Source organism: Enterococcus sp. DIV1444a (assembly GCF_051712125.1).
Lineage (GTDB): Bacteria > Bacillota > Bacilli > Lactobacillales > Enterococcaceae > Enterococcus > Enterococcus faecalis.
In genome coordinates, this window is sequence record NZ_JBIOOG010000001.1 from 2,718,642 (window position 1) to 2,739,873 (window position 21,232).

Genomic DNA, 21,232 nt, shown 5'->3' on the forward strand with positions numbered 1-21,232 from the left:
TCTTCTTATTTCTCGGAGCTAAACGATTCTGTCCCGACCTCTTTTCCCCTATCTTCCTATTCACCAACAAAAAAACGAATGCATCTTTGCATTCGTTTTTGACTAACCGCCACCTAATAAAAAGTCTAGGACATTCATGCCGCCGCTTGTTTGGCTGCGATAAAGTTCGGTGTAGCCGCATTGGGTACAGCTAATTGTAATAAATTTTTTATTTTGAACATCAAAAATTTTCGCAAAGTTCCCACCTGTTGCTTGAAATTGGTCCGACACATAGCGCATGTTGCCACATTTCTCACAAACATATTGTTGCTTTTCCATTCCCCTCACTCCTTCTCAATAAAATAAGTATAGCAAACGCCTACTTCATTTTCCTCCATCCTAAGATGGATTTTTTCACTAGTTGACCAAGCCTTTTCCTTTCCGCTACAATAAGCATAACGAATCGGAGGAAAAAATATGTCGACAAAAAGCCAAGTCCTAACTTTATTGATGAAACAAACGCCCGCATTCCTTTCTGGCGAAGAAATGGCACAACGTCTGTCCTTGTCCCGCACAGCTATTTGGAAAGCGATTAATGAATTGAAAAAAGATGGCTATCAAATTACTAGCGTGCAAAACAAAGGGTATCGCCTTGAAAAATCAGATGTCCTTTCTGCAGAAGGCATTCAATTGGCGTTATGGCCTCAAACGCCACCTTTAACAATTACCGTCCTAGAAACATCTGAATCTACCATGACCGATGCCAAGCGGGCGATTTTAGACCAGACGCCCGACAATACTTTGATTGTTGCTGACATGCAAGAAATGCCGCGGGGCAGGTTCGGTCGGCCGTTTTTCGCTACGCCAGGTAAAGGGATTTACATGAGCATGGTGCTTCAACCGAACCAAAATTTTGAAGAAATCGCCCAATATACCGTGATTATGGCCGTAGCGGCCGCTCGAGCAATGGATGCTCTGGCAGGCGTTCAGACAGAAATTAAATGGGTCAACGATCTTTATTTAAACGGCAAAAAAGTTTGCGGAATTTTATCGGAAGCCATGAGCAATGTGGAAACAGGACAGATTTCCAATGTCATTATCGGCATGGGGATTAATTTTTCAATTACAGAAACCGAATTTCCTGAGGACATCCGGCAGAAAGTGACTTCCCTTTTCCCAGATGGTGAACCGACGGCGACGCGAAATGAATTAGTCGCCAACATTTGGAATCATTTTTACCAAATTTTAGACGAACGTTCAACGAAAGACTTTTTAGAAGAATACCGACAACGCTCCTTTGTGATTGGCAAAGACGTCGCTTTTACCCAAAACGGGCAAGACTTCCGCGGCGTTGCGACAACCATTAATGGAAATGGAGAATTGATTGTCCAGTTGCCTGATGGCACGGCCAAAACGTTGTCTTCTGGAGAAATTAGTTTGGACCAGATTGGGGAATGGCGTCGAGGATAAGTGGGGAAGTTTAGAAAAAAGAAAGCGGGACATCAGTCGTTTTGACTGATGCCCCGCTTTCTACTTCTGAAGATAATCAGCTGAACAAAAGCAGCCCCTTCGGAAATAAGCCGAAATCGACTTTCTCACACAAGTGTTCGGCGTATCTTAATCCTTCCAAGTGTTGAGAATCACGAAGAACGTAGTGATTCGATGACGAACAGTACCTACTTGGTTCTTGGCGCTAAACACTTTTGTCTCAGCCACATTATCTTGATACCTGATTATTGAACATTAACATCTATCGCTTGATAAAATGAATTAATCGTGTCATTGATATCCCAAACGGCATAAATAACATGGTATCCTTTCCTATCAGCAGGAATCTTTATTCTGTGTGTTTCCGTATCATTGACCATAAATCCTTGGCCAGGAGGTAAATCTTGACCGATCGGTTGCCCTACTACGCCAATCAGTTCCATTTCGTCCATCGTTAATGGTGCATTAGGATTCCATCCAGGTTTCGTCATATAGTATCTAAAACGATTGGTCTTATGCTTTGCCGTCATCACCCATTTAAAATTATTCTCTCCTGTTGTTATATTACTTTTTACCCAACGAGTGGCTGTTTGTTCATCTAGTTTGGAATAGCTTGCTAATCCAGCTGAAGGCAACCTTCCATTTAATTGACCCGTGTCTAATAATTTAGTTGGCGCTTCTATTCCTTGGGGTGTCGTGATAATTTCTGGCTGGGAGCTGTCTTGACCAGGTCCCCATCCAAATCCGTTTGCTTCCGCATTTTTGACTCGACTGACTGGGCTATCAACATAGCCGTGTGCATAACTCTGCTGTGCATCTCCTAAAGCAAAAACACTGATCATCGTTGCGCCTACTGCAATTATGAATAACATCATTTTTTTCATGTATATCGCTCCCTTATAAGCAAAACCCTTCAAAAAACATGTAATCTTAATCAACTGAAACGTAAAATCTCCACAACATCATTTTACTTTTTTGATAGCGACCATCAACTTTGTGCACAATTATTGTCGACATATTTATTTTAAATGAACTAGTAATTCAATAGCAACTGTTCGCCTTTTTTACTGAAAAAAACTTATATCACTCTTATAAAAAATGTTTGTTTTTTAATTTATCATTATTGAACACCAACTATTTATAGCGATTAACCGAGAACATCCTTGCCCACTCTTTTCTTTAGAATGCTCAAGTACTGTTTTTTTAACTGCTTCACTTCCCCACACCTTTAAATTTATTTAAAAAACAATAAATTTTCTTAAACTTTATTGTGAGAACCTCTGCATAAATTCTATACTTCTAGCGTTAGATAAAATAACCTTGTTAGGTGAGGCTCCTATCCAAACATAGGCTATTGCGCAGAAATGTCGAAAGACACCAATGTGTAAAACAGGAATGGTCGAATTAAGGCTCTTCTAAAAATAGCTAAGAGAAATCTTTACGTTGGATAGTGCTAAAGCTCAGACGATGAGAACCGATTGGCTTGCTGTGTCCTAATTAGTCGCAAGCGCTTATTTACAATCGATGCTGGCTTAGTCTACTCTTTCAAGGGAAAAAGAAAGGGATTCTCATGCAAACATCGAATAAAAAATTTCCACTTTATGCCCTAACAACGCTTGGTTTTACTTTCCTCACTTTGTTAGTGGCGGCTAGTCCAAATTGGTTTCAACAAATGGACGAAGCTATCTATCACATCAAATGGCAATTAAATGCCCCGCTTTTAACAGCGGTCAATCTGTTGGCAAAAACAGCTACGATTGGACCAATGTTACTATTCTTCTTATTATTAATGGTGTACCTTTTACGTAAAAAAGAAAAAATCCTAGCTTTTTGGGCTGTCAGTAATCTATTAGCTGTCGGCTTTTTAGGCAGCGTTTTTAAACATGCGGTGGGTCGGGCTCGACCAAACCTAGGCGCTTTAGCTGATCGAAGCTCTGCCAGCTTTCCCAGCGGACATTCATTGTTAGCGATGGCGCTGGTCTGTACGATTTTCATCATTTTGGCCTATCTACATGTTGAAAAAACCAAAGGCATCAAAATTTTCTTACTAACTTATTTAGTTTTAATTGTGATGGGCCGCTTAATCTTACGCGTTCATTATCCTAGTGATGTCATCGCTGGGATGCTCCTAAGTTATAGTTGGATCAACTTTTCATTTCAAATTGTGCAACGTTATTTGCCGGCACCTGAACCAGAGGAAGCAGAAGTACCGACACAACGCCGGAGCCGCCATTCTCGTAAAAGAAAAAGTTTATTCGTAGTCTTCAGTTTAACCCTGTTATTTTTAGGCACACTTTCTGTTTCGGCCTACGGTATCAGCATGTATCGTAATTTGCAAAAAACGGCGAACACCATGTATAAACCAAGAAAATCTTCCACGAAGAGTCCCGATTTAGCCAAAGGGGAACCTGTTAGTTTCTTAATTATGGGAATTGCGAATGACTCAAAACGTAAAACCGATTATCGCTCCAACGCCTTAATGGTGGTCACAGTGAATAATCAATTAGAAAAAACTACCATCACCAGTATCCCGCGCGACTACTATGTGGAGATGGCTGGTACTAATGGGGAATACAATAAAATCAATGCGGCCCACGTTTTCGGTGGTGCCGATATGCAAATCAAAACTGTTGAAAACGTCCTAAATATTCCAATCAATCATTACTTTTCAATTGATATGGATGCTATGAAGGACCTTGGCGATGCAGTGGGTGGCGTCACTGTTGACAACGCCTTTGCTTTTGACGCTGAAGGCATTCATTATCCGAAAGGCAAACAGCATTTAGGTGGCTGGGAAGCTTTACAATACGCGCGCATGCGTTATGAAGACCCTGAAGGCGACTATGGGCGTCAACGCCGCCAACGAGAAGTTTTAATCGAATTGACCAACAAGCTACTTTCTTTTAACAGCTTGCTAAAATATCAAGAAATTCTGGACGTAATCGGCGAACATGGCGAAACCGACTTGTCCTTTGACCAAATGATGGCAATGCTAAAAAAATACACCCCCGCACTAAAAACGATCGAAACCGATCAATTAAAAGGCTACGATTATACTGGCGATGGTGTGACAGGAATTGAAGGTATATCTTATCAGCTTGTCGAAGAAAGCGAACGCGAGCGTGTCGAAAATGCTATTAAAGAACAAATGGGGATTCGTACAACTACCCAAACAGAAGAAAACTAAATTTCTTTCATAAAAAACAGTCACCTCTTTTTAAAACACCGAGGTGGCTGTTTTTATAAATAGATAAATGCATACAGAAAGTCAGCTCTTAAGTCCGTTTTTACAAGACAGCGTTGTTTTTGAGAAAGATTATGCGACTCGTATTAAAAAACATTTATTATTTTTCATTAATGATCTATCCTGTTAATGTACCTAGTATACAACAAAAAAAGAAGGGAATGGTTAAATGAAACGTTCAGCTAAGTTATTTATTTTAGGAATAGGACTAACTTTTGGAGGTCTTATAACGAGTGTTCCAGCAGAAGCAAAAAATATTGTGACGAGTAACTATGAATTAGGAAGTTTTGCTCAAAATGACCCTGTCAATCAACCCTTGCTAAGAAGTAAACGTAGTCTCAGTGAAACACCTCCGAGAGTGGATTTTATCGATATTTCCTCTCACAATGGAGAGATTTCTGTAGAACAATTTCAAAAGATGAAAAACATGGGAATTAAAGGCGTAGTAGTCAAATTAACTGAAGGAACAACCTACAAAAACCCGTTAGCCCCTAGTCAAATTACCAATGCTAAAAAAGCAGGTCTAACTGTTTCAACGTATCATTTTTCTTGGTTTGAAAATCAACAAGAAGCAATTGATCAAGCCAATTACTATGCGGATTACGCAGAAGAATTAGGGCTATCCCCAAATAGCGTCATGGTTAATGACGCAGAAACCACGCCAATGATTAACGCGGATGCCACAAAAGTTTCTGTTTACTTTAGAGATCAATTAGCAAAACGTGGCTTCAAAAATGTTGTCCATTATTCTAGCGCTAGTTGGTTCAATAATAATTGGATGGAATATGACGTTTTAGGTAAAGAAAATAGTTGGGTAGCAGAATGGCCGGCAAATCCAAGTGCCAATAACTTACTACACACAGACACAGCTGCTTGGCAATGGAGTAGTCAAGGCTCTTTTGATTTCGTTCCTGGAATTAACTTTGATTTCAACGTGGATTACTTAGGACGTTTTACAACAAATTAGTCAGTTATAAAACTAGAACGAAGGTATCCCAAGCACTAGTGCTTGGGATACCTTCGTTTGTTTGGACAAAAAAAGGATTGGGATAACAGTCAAAATGACATTTATCCCAACCTCATCAAAAAGTGCCCTTGCCAATGGCTTTAAATATGACTCTGTGCTAAGACTTAAATTTTCATTCTCCATATTGTTTGTGCACTATCTGGTGTCCAACCGGGGTTAGAAACATGCGCAACCATGCATACATACACGCGATTATTGTAAGTCACTTCATCCCCCACTTGATAGTGGTAGCCTACTTGCCAATCAGGTGCTTTCTCTGGTGTTGTGACACTCACAATGTTACTAGCAGCTGATACTCTACCATCCATGTCTACCGCTTTAACATAAAACTGATAAGTTGTCTTCTCGTTTAAATCAGTTACGTTATAAGGAACAGTGGTGGTGGTGGTTAAATACTCATCATTTTTGAAAATTTGGTAAGCAACCGCACCTGCAGGGTTATTCCAGCCCAAGTAGACACTTGAAAATGTTGGTGTCCCAATAATCTGTAAAGCAGGAGCGACTGGCGGTTCACCATCTACTGGTAATGTTCTAATATGAACGGATTCACTCATATCAGATTTGTTGCCAACTGTATCAACAGCCTGAACCGTTAAGTCGTATTCTGTATCTGCCGTTAAACCGCTTAATAAAGCTTTTGGCTGATGATCCAATGTGGACATGAATAGTTTTCCATTAGCATAAATATCATAACGAGAAACACCATAGTTATCTGTAGACGGATCCCACGTCAAAGCAGCGCTATTGTTCGTAATGTTGGAAACCAACAAGTTTCGAGGCGTGGTTGGCGGTTCCGTATCCACTTCATTTTCCCCACCAAAATCAACATCAATCGCTTGATAAAAGGCATTATTGCCATCACCAATATTCCAAACAGCTAGAATCACTTGATAACCTTTTCTTTCAGGAACATTGATTATTTCATCAGAAGTCGCTACATTAGCAAATGGAGTCAATTCAAATTGATCTCTTGTTAACGGTTTATCAGGATTCCAATGTTCTTTGGTAATAAAATATTGATATCCCGCTGTTGCATGATCCATTGTAATGGTCCACTTAAAATGATTGGGGCCTGCTTTTATAGGTTCTTTGGCCCATCTGTCAAAAGTCTGTTCATCTAATTCAGCAAATTTCCCGCCACCACTGGCAATCTTGCCATCATCTGGCCCATTCCAAGGGAAACCTTTAACGCCTTCGACACTTTGAGGTTCAACTGTCACAGCTCCACATGCACTGTTGTTTCCTAAATTACACTGATACGCTCTACTCTTAGGTGTACTTACATACCCATGAGCGTCAGAGATAGCTGCTCCTCCCATAAACCCGATTGCAACTGCCACAAAAGCTAGTGTACTTTTTAACAAACTAATTTTCATAAATATTCCTCCCTTCAAAATTGGTAAACGTTTACCCACAAAGAACATAACACACTCTTTTTTATATTTCAAATAATATTATTTTCAAAAATACAAAAAATAAATTATCCAAAAAACTGAATAAAACAATATATAAAAGAAGTTTACAACTACCTAAACTCTTTATATATAAAAAACGTGCACTTTTAAATATCATTTGATTATTAAACAAATAAATAATATAGTGTTTTAGAAAGAGGTGATTTCTATGAACATCAAAAAAATTTTACTGCTTATTGTCTTTGGTGCCTTTCTCGCATCCTGTAAGCCCCAGGATTCTTTAGTAAATGACCAACTATCCTATGAACAAGTCGTTAGCCAATTCAATCCAGTAGAACCAGACCATTTATTGAACAAACAGTTACCAAAAGGTTCTTTATTATATGTAGGAAGAGCTAGTTGCAAATATTGCCAAGAATCCAAAGTTGAAATCAACAAATTACTAAAGTATCGTTCTGATGTCTATTACCTAGATACCGAGGACTATGAAAATAATTTGAACACACAAAAAATTTGTGCGCAATATAAAATAAGTTATATACCTACATTAATCCTTTTCAAAAATAAAGACACACTAGAAAAGTTTACATTTAATAATGATGAATCTTTAGCAGAATGGTTGAATAGACACGTCAAAGATCCTTTAAACTAATATAACAGCGAAAGATTGAAGCAGGCGGAAAGCAAACTCCATAGAACGTGCTTGACTTTAAAACAAAAAAAGTGAGCCTGAGACAAAAATCACTTTGGATTTTCGTCTCAGGCTCAAAAACTGATAAGCGGTGGGAACAAAGTACTTGCTGAACAAGACCTTCTTCACCAAGCAATTGTTTTAGTAATTTAATAAATAATACCTTTTTAAACTGAAACATAAAAAAATAGTAATATTAAAGTAAACACTATAATAAATTTCCAGTTTTCCAATTTTTTCATAACTATCCTCCCTTACTTTCGATCAAACACAGCTTTATGTTCTGTTTTATTCCAGTTGTTTTGTGGTTTAAACCATGTAAAGAACCCAACAATTTGAGCGACCATATATGTCAGAGAATTATAAACAAAAGCGAATACTAGCCTTATAAAAAAAAGGACTTTCTTCCAAAATGTACGTTCATCACGAAAATACTCCTCCGCTTCTTGCAGAAAATAAATCGTAGGTATAATTAAGAAGTTAAAAAATTCCATACTTGCCCAGAAAATTAATACCGAAAAAAGATTTGGTAAATAATCAAAGAGACGTTTATCTATTACGCTTAATAATAATATAATCAAAATCGCTACTGGTCTCACCATTGAATACGAGTAAAATATCGTTTCTATTTTACTTAATAGTTCGGTAATGTTTTTGGACTTAAATAACGAGATTAGCTGACGTTTAGTTGTACTAAATGCAACATACCAGTGCCCTTGAGCCCAACGCGTTCTTTGCCTATGACTAGTTAATAAAGAATCTGGTTTTTCATCATAAACTATTGCAAAATGATTCCAGCCACTTTGTTTTCCTTCAATAGAAAGTTCAACTTGCAGTTCAAAATCTTCTGTATAACTACGTGGGTTCCAACCATGTTCGGCTAAATAGCCCGTGTCTAACATAAAACCTGTACCGCCAATCGCTGCGTTCCAACCTAAAAAATAGTTAGCGGCTTGTACGGCGCGATTGGTTATAAAATATACTGCAGCATATCCTGAAGCTGTAAATGAAGAACGAACATTTTTCATTCCTAAATAGCCTTGAATAACAGTTAAATTAGGATGAGCAATACTTTGCGAATTCATTTCTTTTAAATAACTTGAATTCACAATATTGTCTGCATCAATAAATACGACATAATCGTATTTACGCCAATGATTAGTCTGAACGTATTTAGCGATTGCATGTGGCTTGCCTCTAGGCTCATCTTTTTGAGATGAATTTTTAAATAGAATAACTTTTGAATAGGAGGCTGCAATACTTTCTGTATTATCAGTACAGTTATCTGCAATAACAACAATGTCGAATAGTCGATAGTCATAGTCTTGATCAATTAAGCTCTGTATTGTTGCACCAATCACCGCTTCTTCATTATGCGCAGGTATAACGATAACGAACTTTTTTTGGTCTGGCATAATTTTATAATCACGTTTTGGTTTTTTTAAGCCGAAGATAGATAACGTTGTAAAATAAATTAAATTAGCAAAAACAATGGTTACCAAAAATAACGTTAGCCATTTCATCGGCAAAAAAATAAAATCAGGTAAAACAAACATATTACTCCCCCTAAATTCAAAAGGCGCGGCAGCTTTTGAAGGCACCCGCACCTTTCGCACTAAACAATACTGCGGTTACTCAATCACAATAAAGCACTGACCATCTTGAACTGCAGTTGAAATATTTTTCCCAGAAACTGTTCGGGCATCTATTTCATCAAATTTATTTCTGTACGGTGTCGTTTCTCTCTTAACTTCTTGATTACTTTGGGAAATCAGATCTTGTTTCTCATCAATAGACGGTCCTGTAATCCCTACTTGAACTTTGTATTTTCCCTCTGGAAGAGAGGCTAAACTTTCATTGGTTAAAATAGCTTGGTAGCCGTTAAATCTTGATGGATCGCCAAACCAATTAGTATTTGCAGCATCTACTTTTAACGCTGTGTCGCCGTTTTCTGCAATTAGGTTTATAAATTTGTGAATATTGTCTGTATTTGACAAGTCCCACTCTTTATTATCTATTAATCCTTCTAGAATCATTCCATAATCTTGCCAATAGCCTAGGGCAAACATGTTTTCAGTTTTTGCATCTAAATGTTGAACTTCTTGTTTCACCGCCTCTGAAACTAAATGGCCATCTGTTTGAACCGCTTCTACAATTGCCCCTGCCGTCAATTTATCCTTCAAAGGGCATACCCATTTACCGACAGAATCCACGACTGTTTCACCTATTTGAACACCTGCAACAGAAAGAATAATTTTATTTCCAGGAATTCCTGTTCCAGTCAACTGCACATCTTGATCCGTAATTGAATTTAAAATAGGTGTTTCAATCTTTTCTTCTGAACCATTTAATACTAAGTGATTAGTTGCCGGAATATTCCAATGGTCCAAAATGTCTAATTGGTTACTTTGCACTAATTCTGTTGTATTGCCATTAATAGCAATAGTTGCTTCTAACAGATTCGTATTTTGATAATCTGGAACTTCAGTAGCATTGTTATACCAAGACTTCAAATTGTCAGTAACCACATCTAATGTTGTTTTCTTAGCATCAAAAACCTTGTATCCTGGTGAAGTTTTTAATTCTATATTTTTAGCTTTATTGAACATTATTGAAGAATTATTTTCTGATTTGAAGATAGGAGCTTGTACATTCGCTTCATGTAAAATATTTAAGCTTGCAGTTGGCTCTACGTCAAAACTACTATTGTTTAATTTAAGAGTAGCTATTTTATTATTGCTATAATTTCTTAAAATATTTGTCATAGAATTTTCAAGGAATTTTACATTACCAGCATGGCCTAACCTAAACAATTCTCTTTGAGTGTTAACATCAAACTTAGCATCTTTTCCGATAGTAATATCCAAAGGTTTCGTAGCAGCATGATCGACATAAAATAAGGTGTTATATAGGATATCCATCTGCACTTTAGCATTATCTGCAATATTTAAGTATGGTCGATGGTCATTTCCTAATCCAAACCAAAAGGCTGAATCCGTTTTTCCTTCGTGAACTAACGTAAATTCACCCGAAATATCAAAACCTAACCCTTCAAATAATTCTTGGGCTACATCTGAATTAGTTGAATTTTTGTGAATATTAATAGTGTTATTCCCTGTGAATTTCGCATATCCATGAACGTTATGAACCAATTGAGGGCCTCTATAAATAACATTTTCATAGTTAAGAGTAACACCTTTAACTGCGTCATCAACATTCACCGGTCCGTAATAATTAAGTCCTTCTATAACCAAATTTTTTAAAGAAACATCATTTGTAGTATTATTTTTGGAAATATAAATCGTGCCATGGGCCCCTTTTCTTTTCTCTTTTAATGTGTGACCCGCTCCATCAATAATGACAGATTTTTTGTTTGGATTAATAGAAATTCCGTTTGTAATTTCAATATCCGCTCCCAATTCTACTTGTGTAATGCCATTATTCTCTGACAACGCCGCTTTCAATTCCTCAAAAGTACTTACAACCAACCGTTGCGTCACGTTCTCAACTTGTCTATCGTCAACTCCGACATTCATATTCTCCTGTGCATAACTTACCGATGAATTTACCATTAGCGCTAACATAGCTGTCGCACAAAATAGCCTAACCTTTTTCATAAAAAACCTCTCCCTTTCCATATAAAAATTTTTTAAGTAAACATTTACAATGAAATAATAACAAATATGTAAGCATTTTTTTATTAATTAATGGCTTTTTTACAGCCATAAGTTTGTAAAAAATCGATATAAAATCCGTTCTCAAAAAATAACAATTGTGTTAGTATGAACGAGCACTTTAATAAAACTAAATTTTATATATATAGAAAGGAACATAATAAATTATGGGAAATATTTTTTTATCAAAAAGAAGTATGAATAAACTAACTATCTTAAAAAATTTATTATTTTCTGCTGAAGGGCTTCCTTTGAATAAAATTCTGAATGACCAACCCAGAACCAGAAGAACCTTACTACGATATATAAATGACTTAGAGGAAGATCTCCACGATATTTTTCCAAAGGAAGTTATCAATATTCAAGAAGTTGCTCAATCTGAAATTTATACAATAGAAAACAAAAAAAACTATGCTGTGGATTACATCATAGACTCTATTCGAAATAAGTATATCGAAGAAAGTAATGCCTATAGCGTTCTTTTCGAATTGTTACAAAATAAATTCTATTCAGCGAATCAGTTAGCGCTAAAACTAAACATGAGTTCTTCAAACTTATATACAATAATAAATAAAATCAATCTAACGCTTAAACCGTACAATGTTAAAATAAAATTTGGAAAATCTTTAGATAATTTTATCGGTGATGAACAAGGGATCAGAATAGCTATTTATTTTTTAGGCTGGTCTTTATTCAGAAAAAAACACACGTTAAAAAAATTTACTTCTGTTCCAGAAATCTATTTTGATACTACAGCCTTGAAAAATTCTCTAAATTTACCTATTCAAACAACCCGATCCGTGGAAATACGACTAAAAATAATTCAATACATTAACTTAAAACGTATATTACTAGACAGAAAACCAGTTGATTTACCAGATAAATTCTACATAGATACCAAATTTTTGTATCAAAATAATTTAACTTTTGCTAAAGAGATTGAAGAAAAATTTGATTCCAATGTACTGTCTAAAGAAAAAGTCTTTATCGATTTTTTTTTAAAAATCTTATTGTATGATGCCTATTCTTTTAAATATAAAGAAAAAGTCGTAAATGATTATTTGGCCTCTGATTTACAAATTTCGGAAACGGTAAAAACTTTTATATCTAATTTAAAAAAATTTTTTAACTTACAAGTGACCCATTCTGATTACATTGAAATATATTATATTTTGACTCTAATAATCATATTCATTAAACATATAAAAATTGATATATCGGCTATCATAAATTACAATATCAACCCAAAACAATTAACAGAGACTTCTTTAAAATATGGCAATTTAAAGGAGAACCTAAAAAGGTTCATCCTAGAACAATCTGATCTTTTAAAATTTGATTTCAATAACCAATTATTTATACAGATACTGGTTTGGATGCTTTATTTGATTGAGCAACCTGACCCAGTCAAAATATGTGTCCAAACATCGACAAATCTTTATTTATCACAAGCAATCAAAAAAATTTTAAAAGATTTCTTCCCTGAAAAAGCTTATGTCTATTCTAACGATCCGTATGACATAGATATTCTTATTACTGATTCCTATGAGGGAGATTTACCAGAAACAAAAATATTTTATTTCAATTCACCAAATAATCCTGATACTTGGATTGATTTGATTAATTGCATCAATAAGTACCGTTGGGAAAAACGTGAGGTTGGAAAACTGCACACGTTAAATATTGATTATTGCGTTTAGTCGACCTTGAAAATTTGTTCTCAACGTTCCCTTTAGTTGTTTTAAAAATGACTTTCATAAAATTTCTTTATTCAGAAATTTTATGAAAGTTTTTTATTTTTTATAAATAAAGCAAAACATATTATACTTACACTATAACGAAAACAGAGACACTGACGCTCTTGCAGAGAGAACATGATGGCTATTTTTAATTCGGGTATCCGTCAATCAAGGAGGAAATTTTAATGAAAAAACCGATTGTATTATTGGGGTTGTTTTTCGTCATCGGGTTAACAGCATGCACGAAACAAAATGAAACAAATCAAACAACGACGCCTACTACTGCGAGCACGACTAAAGATGCGAAAAATGATAAAAGTTTCGAACGATTAACTGCACAAGAAGGAAAAGAAATTGATGAAATGATGGAAGAAATCGATTATGAAAGACCAGAAGTAAAGGTGGAGGGGGATGCCCTCGTTTATAAGGGCGCTTTGTACTATAGTGGTTTGGTGAAATTAGAAAAACTCTATAAAGAGAATCCCAAAGTGACTAGATTGAAATTAGAATCGCCTGGAGGCGTCACACTGCTGGGAATGAGTTTCGGTGAATTTGTCCATAAAAACAATTTAGACGTAGAAGTAACAGGCACTGTTTTTTCATCCGCAGCAAATTATATTTTTACTGCTGGTAAGAAAGTTTACTTGCATAAAGACTCTATCATTGGGTTTCATGGTGGTGAAGGTGATCCCACTGAGCCGATAGAAGGTATGGAAGAACGTACCAAAGAAGAACAAAAAGAGTATGAAGCGAATGCTCGACGTGGATATAATTGGCAAACAGAATTTTTTAAAGAATTAGGTGTTAATCCAAGTATTGTCAACTTAGGACAAGACAAGAAGTATGAAAAATATTCCGATGAAAAAATCGTGGGCTGGACGTATACGTTAGAAGCGTTTAAAAAATTAGGTATCAAAAATATTGAATTAGTAGATGGTGAATGGAATACGCCAACAGACATGGGGGATGGCGAGTCCTTGTTTGTCATTCAAGCCAATGACATAAAATAAAAAAAAGCGTGGGCCAAAAGTCATTATGAACTTTTGGTCCACGCTTAAAATCTGGCGTATTATAAAAATAAACCCGAACATCTATTGAGGCTAATGGGCATTTTGCCATATTATTAAGGGCCACTCATAATAGTCCACACTAGTTCCCCCTTATATAAACCGCATGTATCTATAGGGTGCAAGGACAGCCGTAGACAATCTGCAAGTTTCATTTGCAGATCCCCTTCTCCTTTCAACACTGGTTGATTTTGTGAATTAATTCGGTAAGTATGTCCGTTATACTCTATACTTAATCGATTCAAAAGTAACGCGCCAGCAGTTTTTTTCAGTGGCAACTCCTCGCGAAGACAGATTGACCAGCCCTTTTTACTGTTATCCAAAACTTTAATTTCTTGCTCATTCGTCGGTTTAACTTCTGCATCTACAGCTGGAATTTCTTGGGTTCCAAAACTGATTTCAGATGGTAGAATGACCTGTGGACCGGCGTATTGAACGACTGTACTAGCTACAGCGCTTAAATTCCAACGCATCGCTACAGCAACAACTTTTACTCCTTCTTTTAGCTTGGGTACCGCCAATTGATACTTGCCTTGTTTATCCACTTTCCCACTAGCAATAACCTTATTGTCTACTTTTATATCAATTGCGGCCTCTGGTTCGGCGGTTCCACTAACTTGTGTACTTTCCGTAGTCAATGGGTCGATTGTTGTTGGAGCAAGTTCTTTTTTCTTTGAAAACCTGCCTCCTGTGATTTTCCCAATTTTTCCAGAATCAAAAGTATTTTTAAATGTTAGATTATCTGATTTTAAATCTAATGTATGCTGTTCGGGTGTATACGTATCTAAAGAAAAACTTGCTGATAAAGGTCCCGAGTAACTAGTATCCGGATTTTCTAAACCACTCTTCCCAAGATTCCAAGTATTTATTCCTTGAGGAGAGGCAAGTGTTACGGCCGTTTTTTGTGCCCAGGCACCTAAAGCGTTCCCTTTGCTGTTTGCTATCAAAAAATTTGCTCCTTCTTGTAAAGCCAATTGATTCCCTGTTTGCACTGTGGATTGTATCCCTTCTGAAGTTGCTACTAAGGTGCCGTTGGCTTTAACTATTATAGAACCGTTATACATCAAAATAGCTTCTTCCTCTGTTCTTTTAGAGCTCACACTTAATTCAGCCTCATTTTGCACCACTAAAGTGCCGTTATTCGCAACACTACGAATAGCAGAATCCATCGCAGACGTAATTTCCGCTTTGCCATAAAGATCAATTTCCCCGTCATTATTCGACATAAGTAGTCCTAGACCTTTCGCGTGAACAGTTAAATTTGCCTTTTCTCCTACAGTTACACCGTCATTCGTGGCGATGGCAACAGCACTTGCAGTATCTTCAAACATGATCTTAGCATCTTTAGCGATATTCAGCTGTTTTCCCTGAAAAACTTCTTCTAAACTAGCACTAGCTTCGATAGTTCCGCTAAGATTAGCTGTTCCAGCTGCTAAATAAATAAATTGATTCCCCGAAGAAGTCACATTTTTATAATTAACGATAACCCCGGGATACTCAGACCAAAAGAATGAGTAAATCGGCTGATTTATCAAGTGAACTTCTTCGATGTCGCAGACAGCATTACTTAAAGCCACCCCAATACTTTGAAAATTAACATCAATAGTATGACCATTTCCTATAATTTTTTTACTCCCCACAAAATTAAATGATTCCTGGATTTTAATGTCTTTCTCTATAGAAATTTGTTGAATGTCGGCATTGAGTAAAGCTGCTTTAAACTCTGAATAAGTGCTGACAGTTGTATGACTCTGACTTACACGCTCTTCAGCAGTTTGCTGGTCTTCTTTTTCAGTTATTGCAGGCTCTTTCGTACTTGTTGTGGCAGGCGTTTCTTTTTCAGATGATGTTAAACTCTGTTGAGATTGCCCAGATTCCACAGTTTCGCTGGTTGTCTTATCCAGTTGATCATTTTTATCAGAGGCCACTGTTAGTACGTGATCTTCAGCAAAAGCGACTTCCCTATTACTTTGGTAGCCTCCTATAACTCCCAACAGTAAAAGAGTGATGACACTATAAATTTTTTTGGTTGGATTCTTCATATTCTAACCTCCCGTTGACGCCGCTATTAAACAATTCAGTTAAATAACCGTTGTAATCTAATTCAAAATAATCGTATCATACCTTATTTCTTCAAATTAGTTCTAATTTTTTCTCTGGTCTAGAATTAATTTGAAGGATTTGCCTTTTCTGACTATCTTAAAATCGATACACTGATTTAAAAATGACAATAAAAAATAATTCAAAAGATCACCGGCTTAAACGGCTCTATACTAGAGAGATATGTTAGTGCCTCTCTCTTTTCGCTTCCGTTATAGCACACTCTGTCCAAAAAACGAATAAATTCATACATTATTGTGACGTTACCTGTAAAATCATGCCCTTAAAAAAACACGCCCCAGAGAGGAAACCACTCTGGGGCGTGTTCGGTTGGCTATCCTCTCTGAAAGCTGGTTCGTTCTAGGAGAGTACTTCTGGATTTCAAGGAACCAGATAGCCAACGCTCTTGTTCTACCCCTCGCTGTCTGGGCCGAGGAAGAACAAGAACTATTAAATAATCTGAGGTTGGTTTCATTGGTAAGCTTATGAAACCAACCTCAGAAAATCCCTAATTAAAAGTTGTTGCTGTTAGTTGTCACTACTTATTACGGCCCTGTTACTAAATTCCACGTAACAGTGGCATTGTATTGCTCGCCTTTCGTCCCTTGATTAGCAGGAACTTCGAGTTTAACGTTATTGAAATTGAAGTCCAAATTATAGACATCATTGCCTGTGAATTGTTTATTGGTAATCACATTCGTGACCGAATTATTGGCAGTTAAACTAAGGGTTGGTGTCGTGCCCACTGGATTCAGCATTTCCGTTACTAAGTTGTAGTTATCAACTTTTGAAACAGCCGCTTGACCTAGTAATAACCTTGTCGCAGTCGGCAAGCTGTCTTTCGCTGACTTCGGTTGTGATAATTGAGCGGTCAGTGACCAATTCGGTTGTGATTTTTTAATTCGAACAAACGGATTACGGGTACCGTTGCCATAATAATCAGCTGCTTTCTTCAAGCCATGTTGTGTCGTAGCACCAGCAATGCCCACTTGACCGAAATCAAATGTTGGTAAGCTGATAAAGCCTTCACCAACTGGATCAGTCACTTCTTGATCCGCCCCTTCGATTCGAACGGTATCGGAAACAGTCGTCGTTGGCATATTGCCTGATAAAGCGACTTCAGCTTGTAGTACTTCCATTGGTTTTCCAGTAGCAAGTGTTGTCATACTGACTGTCAAGGTCCCACCTACAGGCACCTCAACACCTAAATTTGCACCGTTTGCCCATGATTCTGCTGTAACTGAAACAAGTTGATTCGGTCCAGAACCTAAGCGAACACTTAATTGTTTAGGGTTCGCTAGCCCTTTTGACCAGTTCGCGGTTGGTGTGATTTTCAGATCAGTTAACGGGGCTGTCCCAGTGTTCTTAATCGTCATATTCCACATCTGGTTGCCACCACTTGGCATCACTGTGACCATTCCTTTTAGTGAAGCCGCAACACTGGCTGTACCTTCTTCATAGACCACATTCAAGTCATCATTGTCATCAAAAGTGGTGTTATACGTTGGCGTAGTACTTGTTGTCAACGTATTCGGTTTCGTTTTGCCTTTGTACCAGCCTTGAAAGACGTAGGTTTTACCACCTGCTGAATAACTAGCTGGTAAAGCTTTTGCGCTCGTATACTTGAAGGTGTCGCTAGTCATCGGAATCTGGTTGCCTTGGGTGAAGCCAGTTGGTGCACTTGGTAATTTGGCACCGCTAGCATCAACAAAGTTTTCGGTGACTTTGCGATTGGTTAATTGGTAGTAAATTGTTCCTACTGGTGTGTAATAGGAATTAAATAAATTGGGTGCACTTGATACATACAATCGATTATACAAATACTTCGATTGTTCTGGAATTGTAGTAGTCGTATCAAACTCATTCACTTTAAATTGTGTCGCTGTCATTTTGTTTAGTCCGTAATACAATGGCGCATTACTGGCTGGGTTACCGATTAATGTATTATCTGCAGTTGAATAACGATTCAACGTAGCTTGTGTATAAGCACTTCCCGTGTAGACAGAGATATTTTCATAAAATTTTGGAATAGTGATTCTTGTATTGGTTGTTCCATAACTATTCACGCCACCTAAAGATACATCTGCTCTGATTGTTTTGGCGGGAATCGTTACCTGTTTGGTATTTCCTGAATTAGCTCCAGTAATTGATCCAAGCTTTGTATAAGTAGAATTAATTTCTTGTTGTAAATCAGTTGTAATTGTAAAAGGTGTTGGCGATATAATCGTCCCAGCTTCATTGACAAATTGGAAATTCACAGTCTTACTTGGGAAATTATAGTCTTTAGTCGTGTCCACCTCATACACCACATTCAGATCATCCTTATCATCAAACGTCACTGCATAACTTGGTGCTTTCGTTGTCTGAATTTTGGTTTTGTCTGTGCCTTTATACCACCCTTTAAATTTATATGTTTTTGTGCCAACTTTGTAGCTATCAGGTAAGGTGCCACTTTGTTTAAAGGTGTACGTGCTACTATCAATCACGGTTTGTTTGCCTTGGGTGAAGCCAGTTGGTGGCGTGATTTTAGTACCCGTGTTATCGACGAAGTTCTCGGTAACACGGCGGTTTTCTAAATAGTAATAAATGGTTTTATCTGGTGTTGCTAAGTTGTAGTTATTGCCAACCACTCCAGAATAGATGCCCATTGCATACGCTGTTTTATTCGAATCCCATGCCCAAGCTAATCGCCGAGTCCCAAAAACTATACCATTTGTTGTTAAACGATAAGATGTTGTGCCACTAACTGTGCTGGCAATGTCATTCGGAACGTCAATAGTTTTACGTACTTCGTCTGCTACAGGATATTTTGTCTTATCACCTGTATAAGTAGCGGTTGGAGTAATCGACATTGTTTTATAATATTTAGGAATAGTGTGATTCACATAGCGAGTGCCATATGTTTTAATACCACCCTCTGGAATCGTGTACGATTTCCCAGGAATGGCAAGTTTTTTTAGCATGTTACTCGCATCATCCGTAGCATGAATTTTTGATAAAACAGTGGTTTCTGTTTCATCGCTTTCGCCTAATTCAGCTTCGATAGTAAAGTCGGCTGGATTGACTAATTCTCCTTTTTCACCAACATAGCCGAAAGAGATTTCTTTACTTGGCAGTGTGTATGCTTTGGTTTTTACTTCTTCATACACCACATTCAAGTCATCGTTATCATCATAGGTGACTTTATAGGCTGGTGTCCCTGTGCTTAACGTATCTGGTTTGGTTTTCCCTTTGTACCAGCCTTTTAAGACGTAAGTTTTGCCGTCAGTACCTTTGTAGCTTTTTGGTAAGGTGCCACTTTGGGTATAGGTAAAGTCATTGTTGGTGATACTGGTTTTCCGTCCTTCTTCAAAGTTCGGTGGCGGCGGAATGATTGCGCCTGCTGGGTTTTTGAAGGATTCGGTGACTTTGCGATTAGTAATGCCTAAAGTAAAATCCTTGTTTGGAAACATTGCGCCGAAACTAGTAGCATAATTTGACATAGATGTATATACGATGCCAATTGTTGTATAGTTAAAAAGTTGAGGTTTTATCCCACCGTAAGCGCTAGGCCACGGTGCCGAAAGTTTATATAACGTATCATTAACCTTTGATGTTTTTAAAAAATCCATCTCACGAGGTTTTGTTAAACCATTCCAAGCTGCTTCTAGTGTAATTAATTGAGGATTATCCACAAACTCCACTGATTCTACATATTTAGGTACCGTTAATTGAGGTTCTCTCATAAAATACATAATCGCGTCACTTATTACCGTTGAAGGTCTAACAGCTACAGATAAAGTTTTTGATGGCGTTAATACATCTAAACTATTTATTGCTTTTTCTGTAGGAACTGCAGAATCCGCTCCCCAAGTCCAAGTTCCGTTTGTTTCTCTTCCGAGTTTCATCGTTACATCTAAATCAAAATCTGCTATATCCAAGTTTATTCCATCTAAAGATTTGATTTTGAAGCCAATCCTAGCACCAGGGAAAGCTTGACTGATTGCACTTTTATTATTAAGAATGCTAGCTCTAACAGTCTCGATTTGCTGATAGTAAGTATCCATATTCCCAGCTTTTGTTCCAATACCACTCAAAGGCATTGGTTGTGTTAAAACAGGCGCTGTTTCCGATTCTTGTGTTTCTTCTGCTTCTTTTTTTCCATCTTCAACAACTTCTTCCTTACTTTGTTCCTCTTTCTTCACCTCTACCGCACCGTTTTCTTGCTCCTCTTGACTCTCTTTCGTCGGTGCTTCACTCGTTTCAGTCGTCTGTGTTTCTTTCACTTCGGTTTCTGCCGACTCTTTGGTACTTGCTGTCTGCTCATGACTAGCCGCAGTCGGGCTACTTTCAATCGTCATGGTCTCCGCCACGGCGGTAACGCCCGCCAGTGAATTGCTAAATAGGGAGCAACAGACACCCAAGGTCGCTAAGTGCTTAAATCGGATCTGTTTCATGTCGTCCCCTCTTTCTATGTACCATTCCCACCAAGCCAATTATGGCTAAGCCGAGAATGCTTAAATTTGCTTGCTGCAAACTCCCTGTTCGTGGGAGTTGCTTAGCAGCGGTAGTCGTTGCTCCTTGCTGCCCTTGATTGGTACCAGATAGTCCCCGTGCTTTCCCCTTGGGACTCGGATCTGGTGCGTCTGTTTTCGGTGAGGGCTCTTGCGGAGCTTCTTGCGAGGGTGCCTGTTTGTAAAATTCGACCCCCACCGAACTAGAACCACCATCAGACGCTTCAACATTTATAAAAAAACTAGGGGAAAATAGTAGGCACACAAGAAATAAATAACGCTTTTTTTTCATTGAAAAACCTCCTTTTAATTAAT

Annotated in this window: 14 protein-coding genes and 1 riboswitch; of the genes, 6 read left to right on the top strand and 8 right to left on the bottom strand. The window is 37.5% G+C overall.

Going from position 1 to position 21,232, the window contains the following annotated elements:
• Window positions 1-102: 102 nt before the first annotated feature.
• Window positions 103-318, bottom strand: coding sequence for a zinc ribbon domain-containing protein (locus IGI87_RS13075; protein WP_242365863.1), 216 nt, complete (start codon window positions 316-318; stop codon window positions 103-105).
• Between the two features lie 138 nt (window positions 319-456).
• Between IGI87_RS13075 and IGI87_RS13080 the strand changes: the two genes are divergently transcribed.
• Window positions 457-1,449 carry a biotin--[acetyl-CoA-carboxylase] ligase gene (locus tag IGI87_RS13080; protein ID WP_438737325.1) on the top strand — a complete coding sequence of 331 codons (993 nt, stop codon included), beginning with the start codon at window positions 457-459 and terminating at the stop codon, window positions 1,447-1,449.
• A 263-nt stretch (window positions 1,450-1,712) separates the two neighbouring features.
• Here the strand turns inward: IGI87_RS13080 and IGI87_RS13085 are convergent, their stop codons facing one another.
• Window positions 1,713-2,351 (bottom strand): lytic polysaccharide monooxygenase, encoded by a 639-nt coding sequence (locus IGI87_RS13085; RefSeq protein ID WP_104854369.1) that lies wholly within the window; start codon window positions 2,349-2,351, stop codon window positions 1,713-1,715.
• 428 nt (window positions 2,352-2,779) lie between these two features.
• A riboswitch (M-box (ykoK) riboswitch) is annotated at window positions 2,780-2,946 on the top strand.
• A gap of 91 nt (window positions 2,947-3,037) precedes the next feature.
• Here IGI87_RS13085 and IGI87_RS13090 point away from each other — a divergent pair.
• Together IGI87_RS13090 and IGI87_RS13095 are read left to right on the top strand one after the other, a co-directional pair.
• On the top strand, window positions 3,038-4,654 hold the full coding sequence (locus IGI87_RS13090; protein WP_104854368.1) for a phosphatase PAP2/LCP family protein: 1,617 nt from the start codon (window positions 3,038-3,040) through the stop codon (window positions 4,652-4,654).
• A 226-nt stretch (window positions 4,655-4,880) separates the two neighbouring features.
• The gene (locus IGI87_RS13095) at window positions 4,881-5,678 is read left to right on the top strand and encodes a GH25 family lysozyme (RefSeq protein ID WP_317095915.1); all 798 of its coding nucleotides are present in this window, start codon (window positions 4,881-4,883) and stop codon (window positions 5,676-5,678) included.
• Window positions 5,679-5,842: 164 nt separating this feature from the next.
• On the opposite strand, the gene IGI87_RS13100 is transcribed toward IGI87_RS13095, so the two are convergent.
• On the bottom strand, window positions 5,843-7,114 hold the full coding sequence (locus IGI87_RS13100; RefSeq protein ID WP_438737328.1) for a lytic polysaccharide monooxygenase: 1,272 nt from the start codon (window positions 7,112-7,114) through the stop codon (window positions 5,843-5,845).
• Window positions 7,115-7,361: 247 nt separating this feature from the next.
• Between IGI87_RS13100 and IGI87_RS13105 the strand changes: the two genes are divergently transcribed.
• Window positions 7,362-7,805 (top strand): thioredoxin family protein, encoded by a 444-nt coding sequence (locus tag IGI87_RS13105; protein WP_113794720.1) that lies wholly within the window; start codon window positions 7,362-7,364, stop codon window positions 7,803-7,805.
• 293 nt (window positions 7,806-8,098) lie between these two features.
• Here IGI87_RS13105 and IGI87_RS13110 read toward each other — a convergent pair whose 3' ends face one another.
• Both IGI87_RS13110 and IGI87_RS13115 read right to left on the bottom strand, forming a co-directional pair.
• The gene (locus IGI87_RS13110) at window positions 8,099-9,400 is read right to left on the bottom strand and encodes a glycosyltransferase family 2 protein (protein ID WP_438737330.1); all 1,302 of its coding nucleotides are present in this window, start codon (window positions 9,398-9,400) and stop codon (window positions 8,099-8,101) included.
• A gap of 75 nt (window positions 9,401-9,475) precedes the next feature.
• Window positions 9,476-11,461 (bottom strand): pectate lyase-like adhesive domain-containing protein, encoded by a 1,986-nt coding sequence (locus IGI87_RS13115; protein ID WP_104884640.1) that lies wholly within the window; start codon window positions 11,459-11,461, stop codon window positions 9,476-9,478.
• Window positions 11,462-11,685: 224 nt separating this feature from the next.
• Here IGI87_RS13115 and IGI87_RS13120 point away from each other — a divergent pair, with 224 nt between their 5' ends.
• Together IGI87_RS13120 and IGI87_RS13125 are read left to right on the top strand one after the other, a co-directional pair.
• The gene (locus tag IGI87_RS13120; RefSeq protein WP_104854362.1) at window positions 11,686-13,218 is read left to right on the top strand and encodes a helix-turn-helix domain-containing protein; all 1,533 of its coding nucleotides are present in this window, start codon (window positions 11,686-11,688) and stop codon (window positions 13,216-13,218) included.
• Between the two features lie 224 nt (window positions 13,219-13,442).
• Entirely contained in the window at window positions 13,443-14,267 is an 825-nt protein-coding gene (locus IGI87_RS13125; RefSeq protein WP_438737332.1) for a hypothetical protein, read from the top strand.
• A gap of 113 nt (window positions 14,268-14,380) precedes the next feature.
• On the opposite strand, the gene IGI87_RS13130 is transcribed toward IGI87_RS13125, so the two are convergent.
• The 3 genes from IGI87_RS13130 to IGI87_RS13140 form a co-directional block, all read right to left on the bottom strand.
• Window positions 14,381-16,366 carry a pectate lyase-like adhesive domain-containing protein gene (locus IGI87_RS13130; RefSeq protein WP_104854360.1) on the bottom strand — a complete coding sequence of 662 codons (1,986 nt, stop codon included), beginning with the start codon at window positions 16,364-16,366 and terminating at the stop codon, window positions 14,381-14,383.
• A 603-nt stretch (window positions 16,367-16,969) separates the two neighbouring features.
• Window positions 16,970-20,860: a WxL domain-containing protein gene (locus IGI87_RS13135; protein ID WP_104854359.1), complete on the bottom strand. Its 3,891-nt coding sequence runs from the start codon at window positions 20,858-20,860 to the stop codon at window positions 16,970-16,972.
• Window positions 20,841-21,209, bottom strand: coding sequence for an LPXTG cell wall anchor domain-containing protein (locus tag IGI87_RS13140; protein WP_438737334.1), 369 nt, complete (start codon window positions 21,207-21,209; stop codon window positions 20,841-20,843). Before IGI87_RS13140 ends, IGI87_RS13135 begins: the two co-directional genes overlap by 20 nt.
• Between the last annotated feature and the right edge of the window lie 23 nt (window positions 21,210-21,232).

What these genes read in the sequence shown, in the direction of transcription:
- IGI87_RS13075 (WP_242365863.1), bottom strand. Translation starts at nt 318, where the DNA reads ATGGAAAAGCAACAATATGTTTGTGAGAAATGTGGCAACATGCGCTAT.
- IGI87_RS13080 (WP_438737325.1), top strand. Translation starts at nt 457, where the DNA reads ATGTCGACAAAAAGCCAAGTCCTAACTTTATTGATGAAACAAACGCCC.
- IGI87_RS13085 (WP_104854369.1), bottom strand. Translation starts at nt 2,351, where the DNA reads ATGAAAAAAATGATGTTATTCATAATTGCAGTAGGCGCAACGATGATC.
- IGI87_RS13090 (WP_104854368.1), top strand. Translation starts at nt 3,038, where the DNA reads ATGCAAACATCGAATAAAAAATTTCCACTTTATGCCCTAACAACGCTT.
- IGI87_RS13095 (WP_317095915.1), top strand. Translation starts at nt 4,881, where the DNA reads ATGAAACGTTCAGCTAAGTTATTTATTTTAGGAATAGGACTAACTTTT.
- IGI87_RS13100 (WP_438737328.1), bottom strand. Translation starts at nt 7,114, where the DNA reads ATGAAAATTAGTTTGTTAAAAAGTACACTAGCTTTTGTGGCAGTTGCA.
- IGI87_RS13105 (WP_113794720.1), top strand. Translation starts at nt 7,362, where the DNA reads ATGAACATCAAAAAAATTTTACTGCTTATTGTCTTTGGTGCCTTTCTC.
- IGI87_RS13110 (WP_438737330.1), bottom strand. Translation starts at nt 9,400, where the DNA reads ATGTTTGTTTTACCTGATTTTATTTTTTTGCCGATGAAATGGCTAACG.
- IGI87_RS13115 (WP_104884640.1), bottom strand. Translation starts at nt 11,461, where the DNA reads ATGAAAAAGGTTAGGCTATTTTGTGCGACAGCTATGTTAGCGCTAATG.
- IGI87_RS13120 (WP_104854362.1), top strand. Translation starts at nt 11,686, where the DNA reads ATGGGAAATATTTTTTTATCAAAAAGAAGTATGAATAAACTAACTATC.
- IGI87_RS13125 (WP_438737332.1), top strand. Translation starts at nt 13,443, where the DNA reads ATGAAAAAACCGATTGTATTATTGGGGTTGTTTTTCGTCATCGGGTTA.
- IGI87_RS13130 (WP_104854360.1), bottom strand. Translation starts at nt 16,366, where the DNA reads ATGAAGAATCCAACCAAAAAAATTTATAGTGTCATCACTCTTTTACTG.
- IGI87_RS13135 (WP_104854359.1), bottom strand. Translation starts at nt 20,860, where the DNA reads ATGAAACAGATCCGATTTAAGCACTTAGCGACCTTGGGTGTCTGTTGC.
- IGI87_RS13140 (WP_438737334.1), bottom strand. Translation starts at nt 21,209, where the DNA reads ATGAAAAAAAAGCGTTATTTATTTCTTGTGTGCCTACTATTTTCCCCT.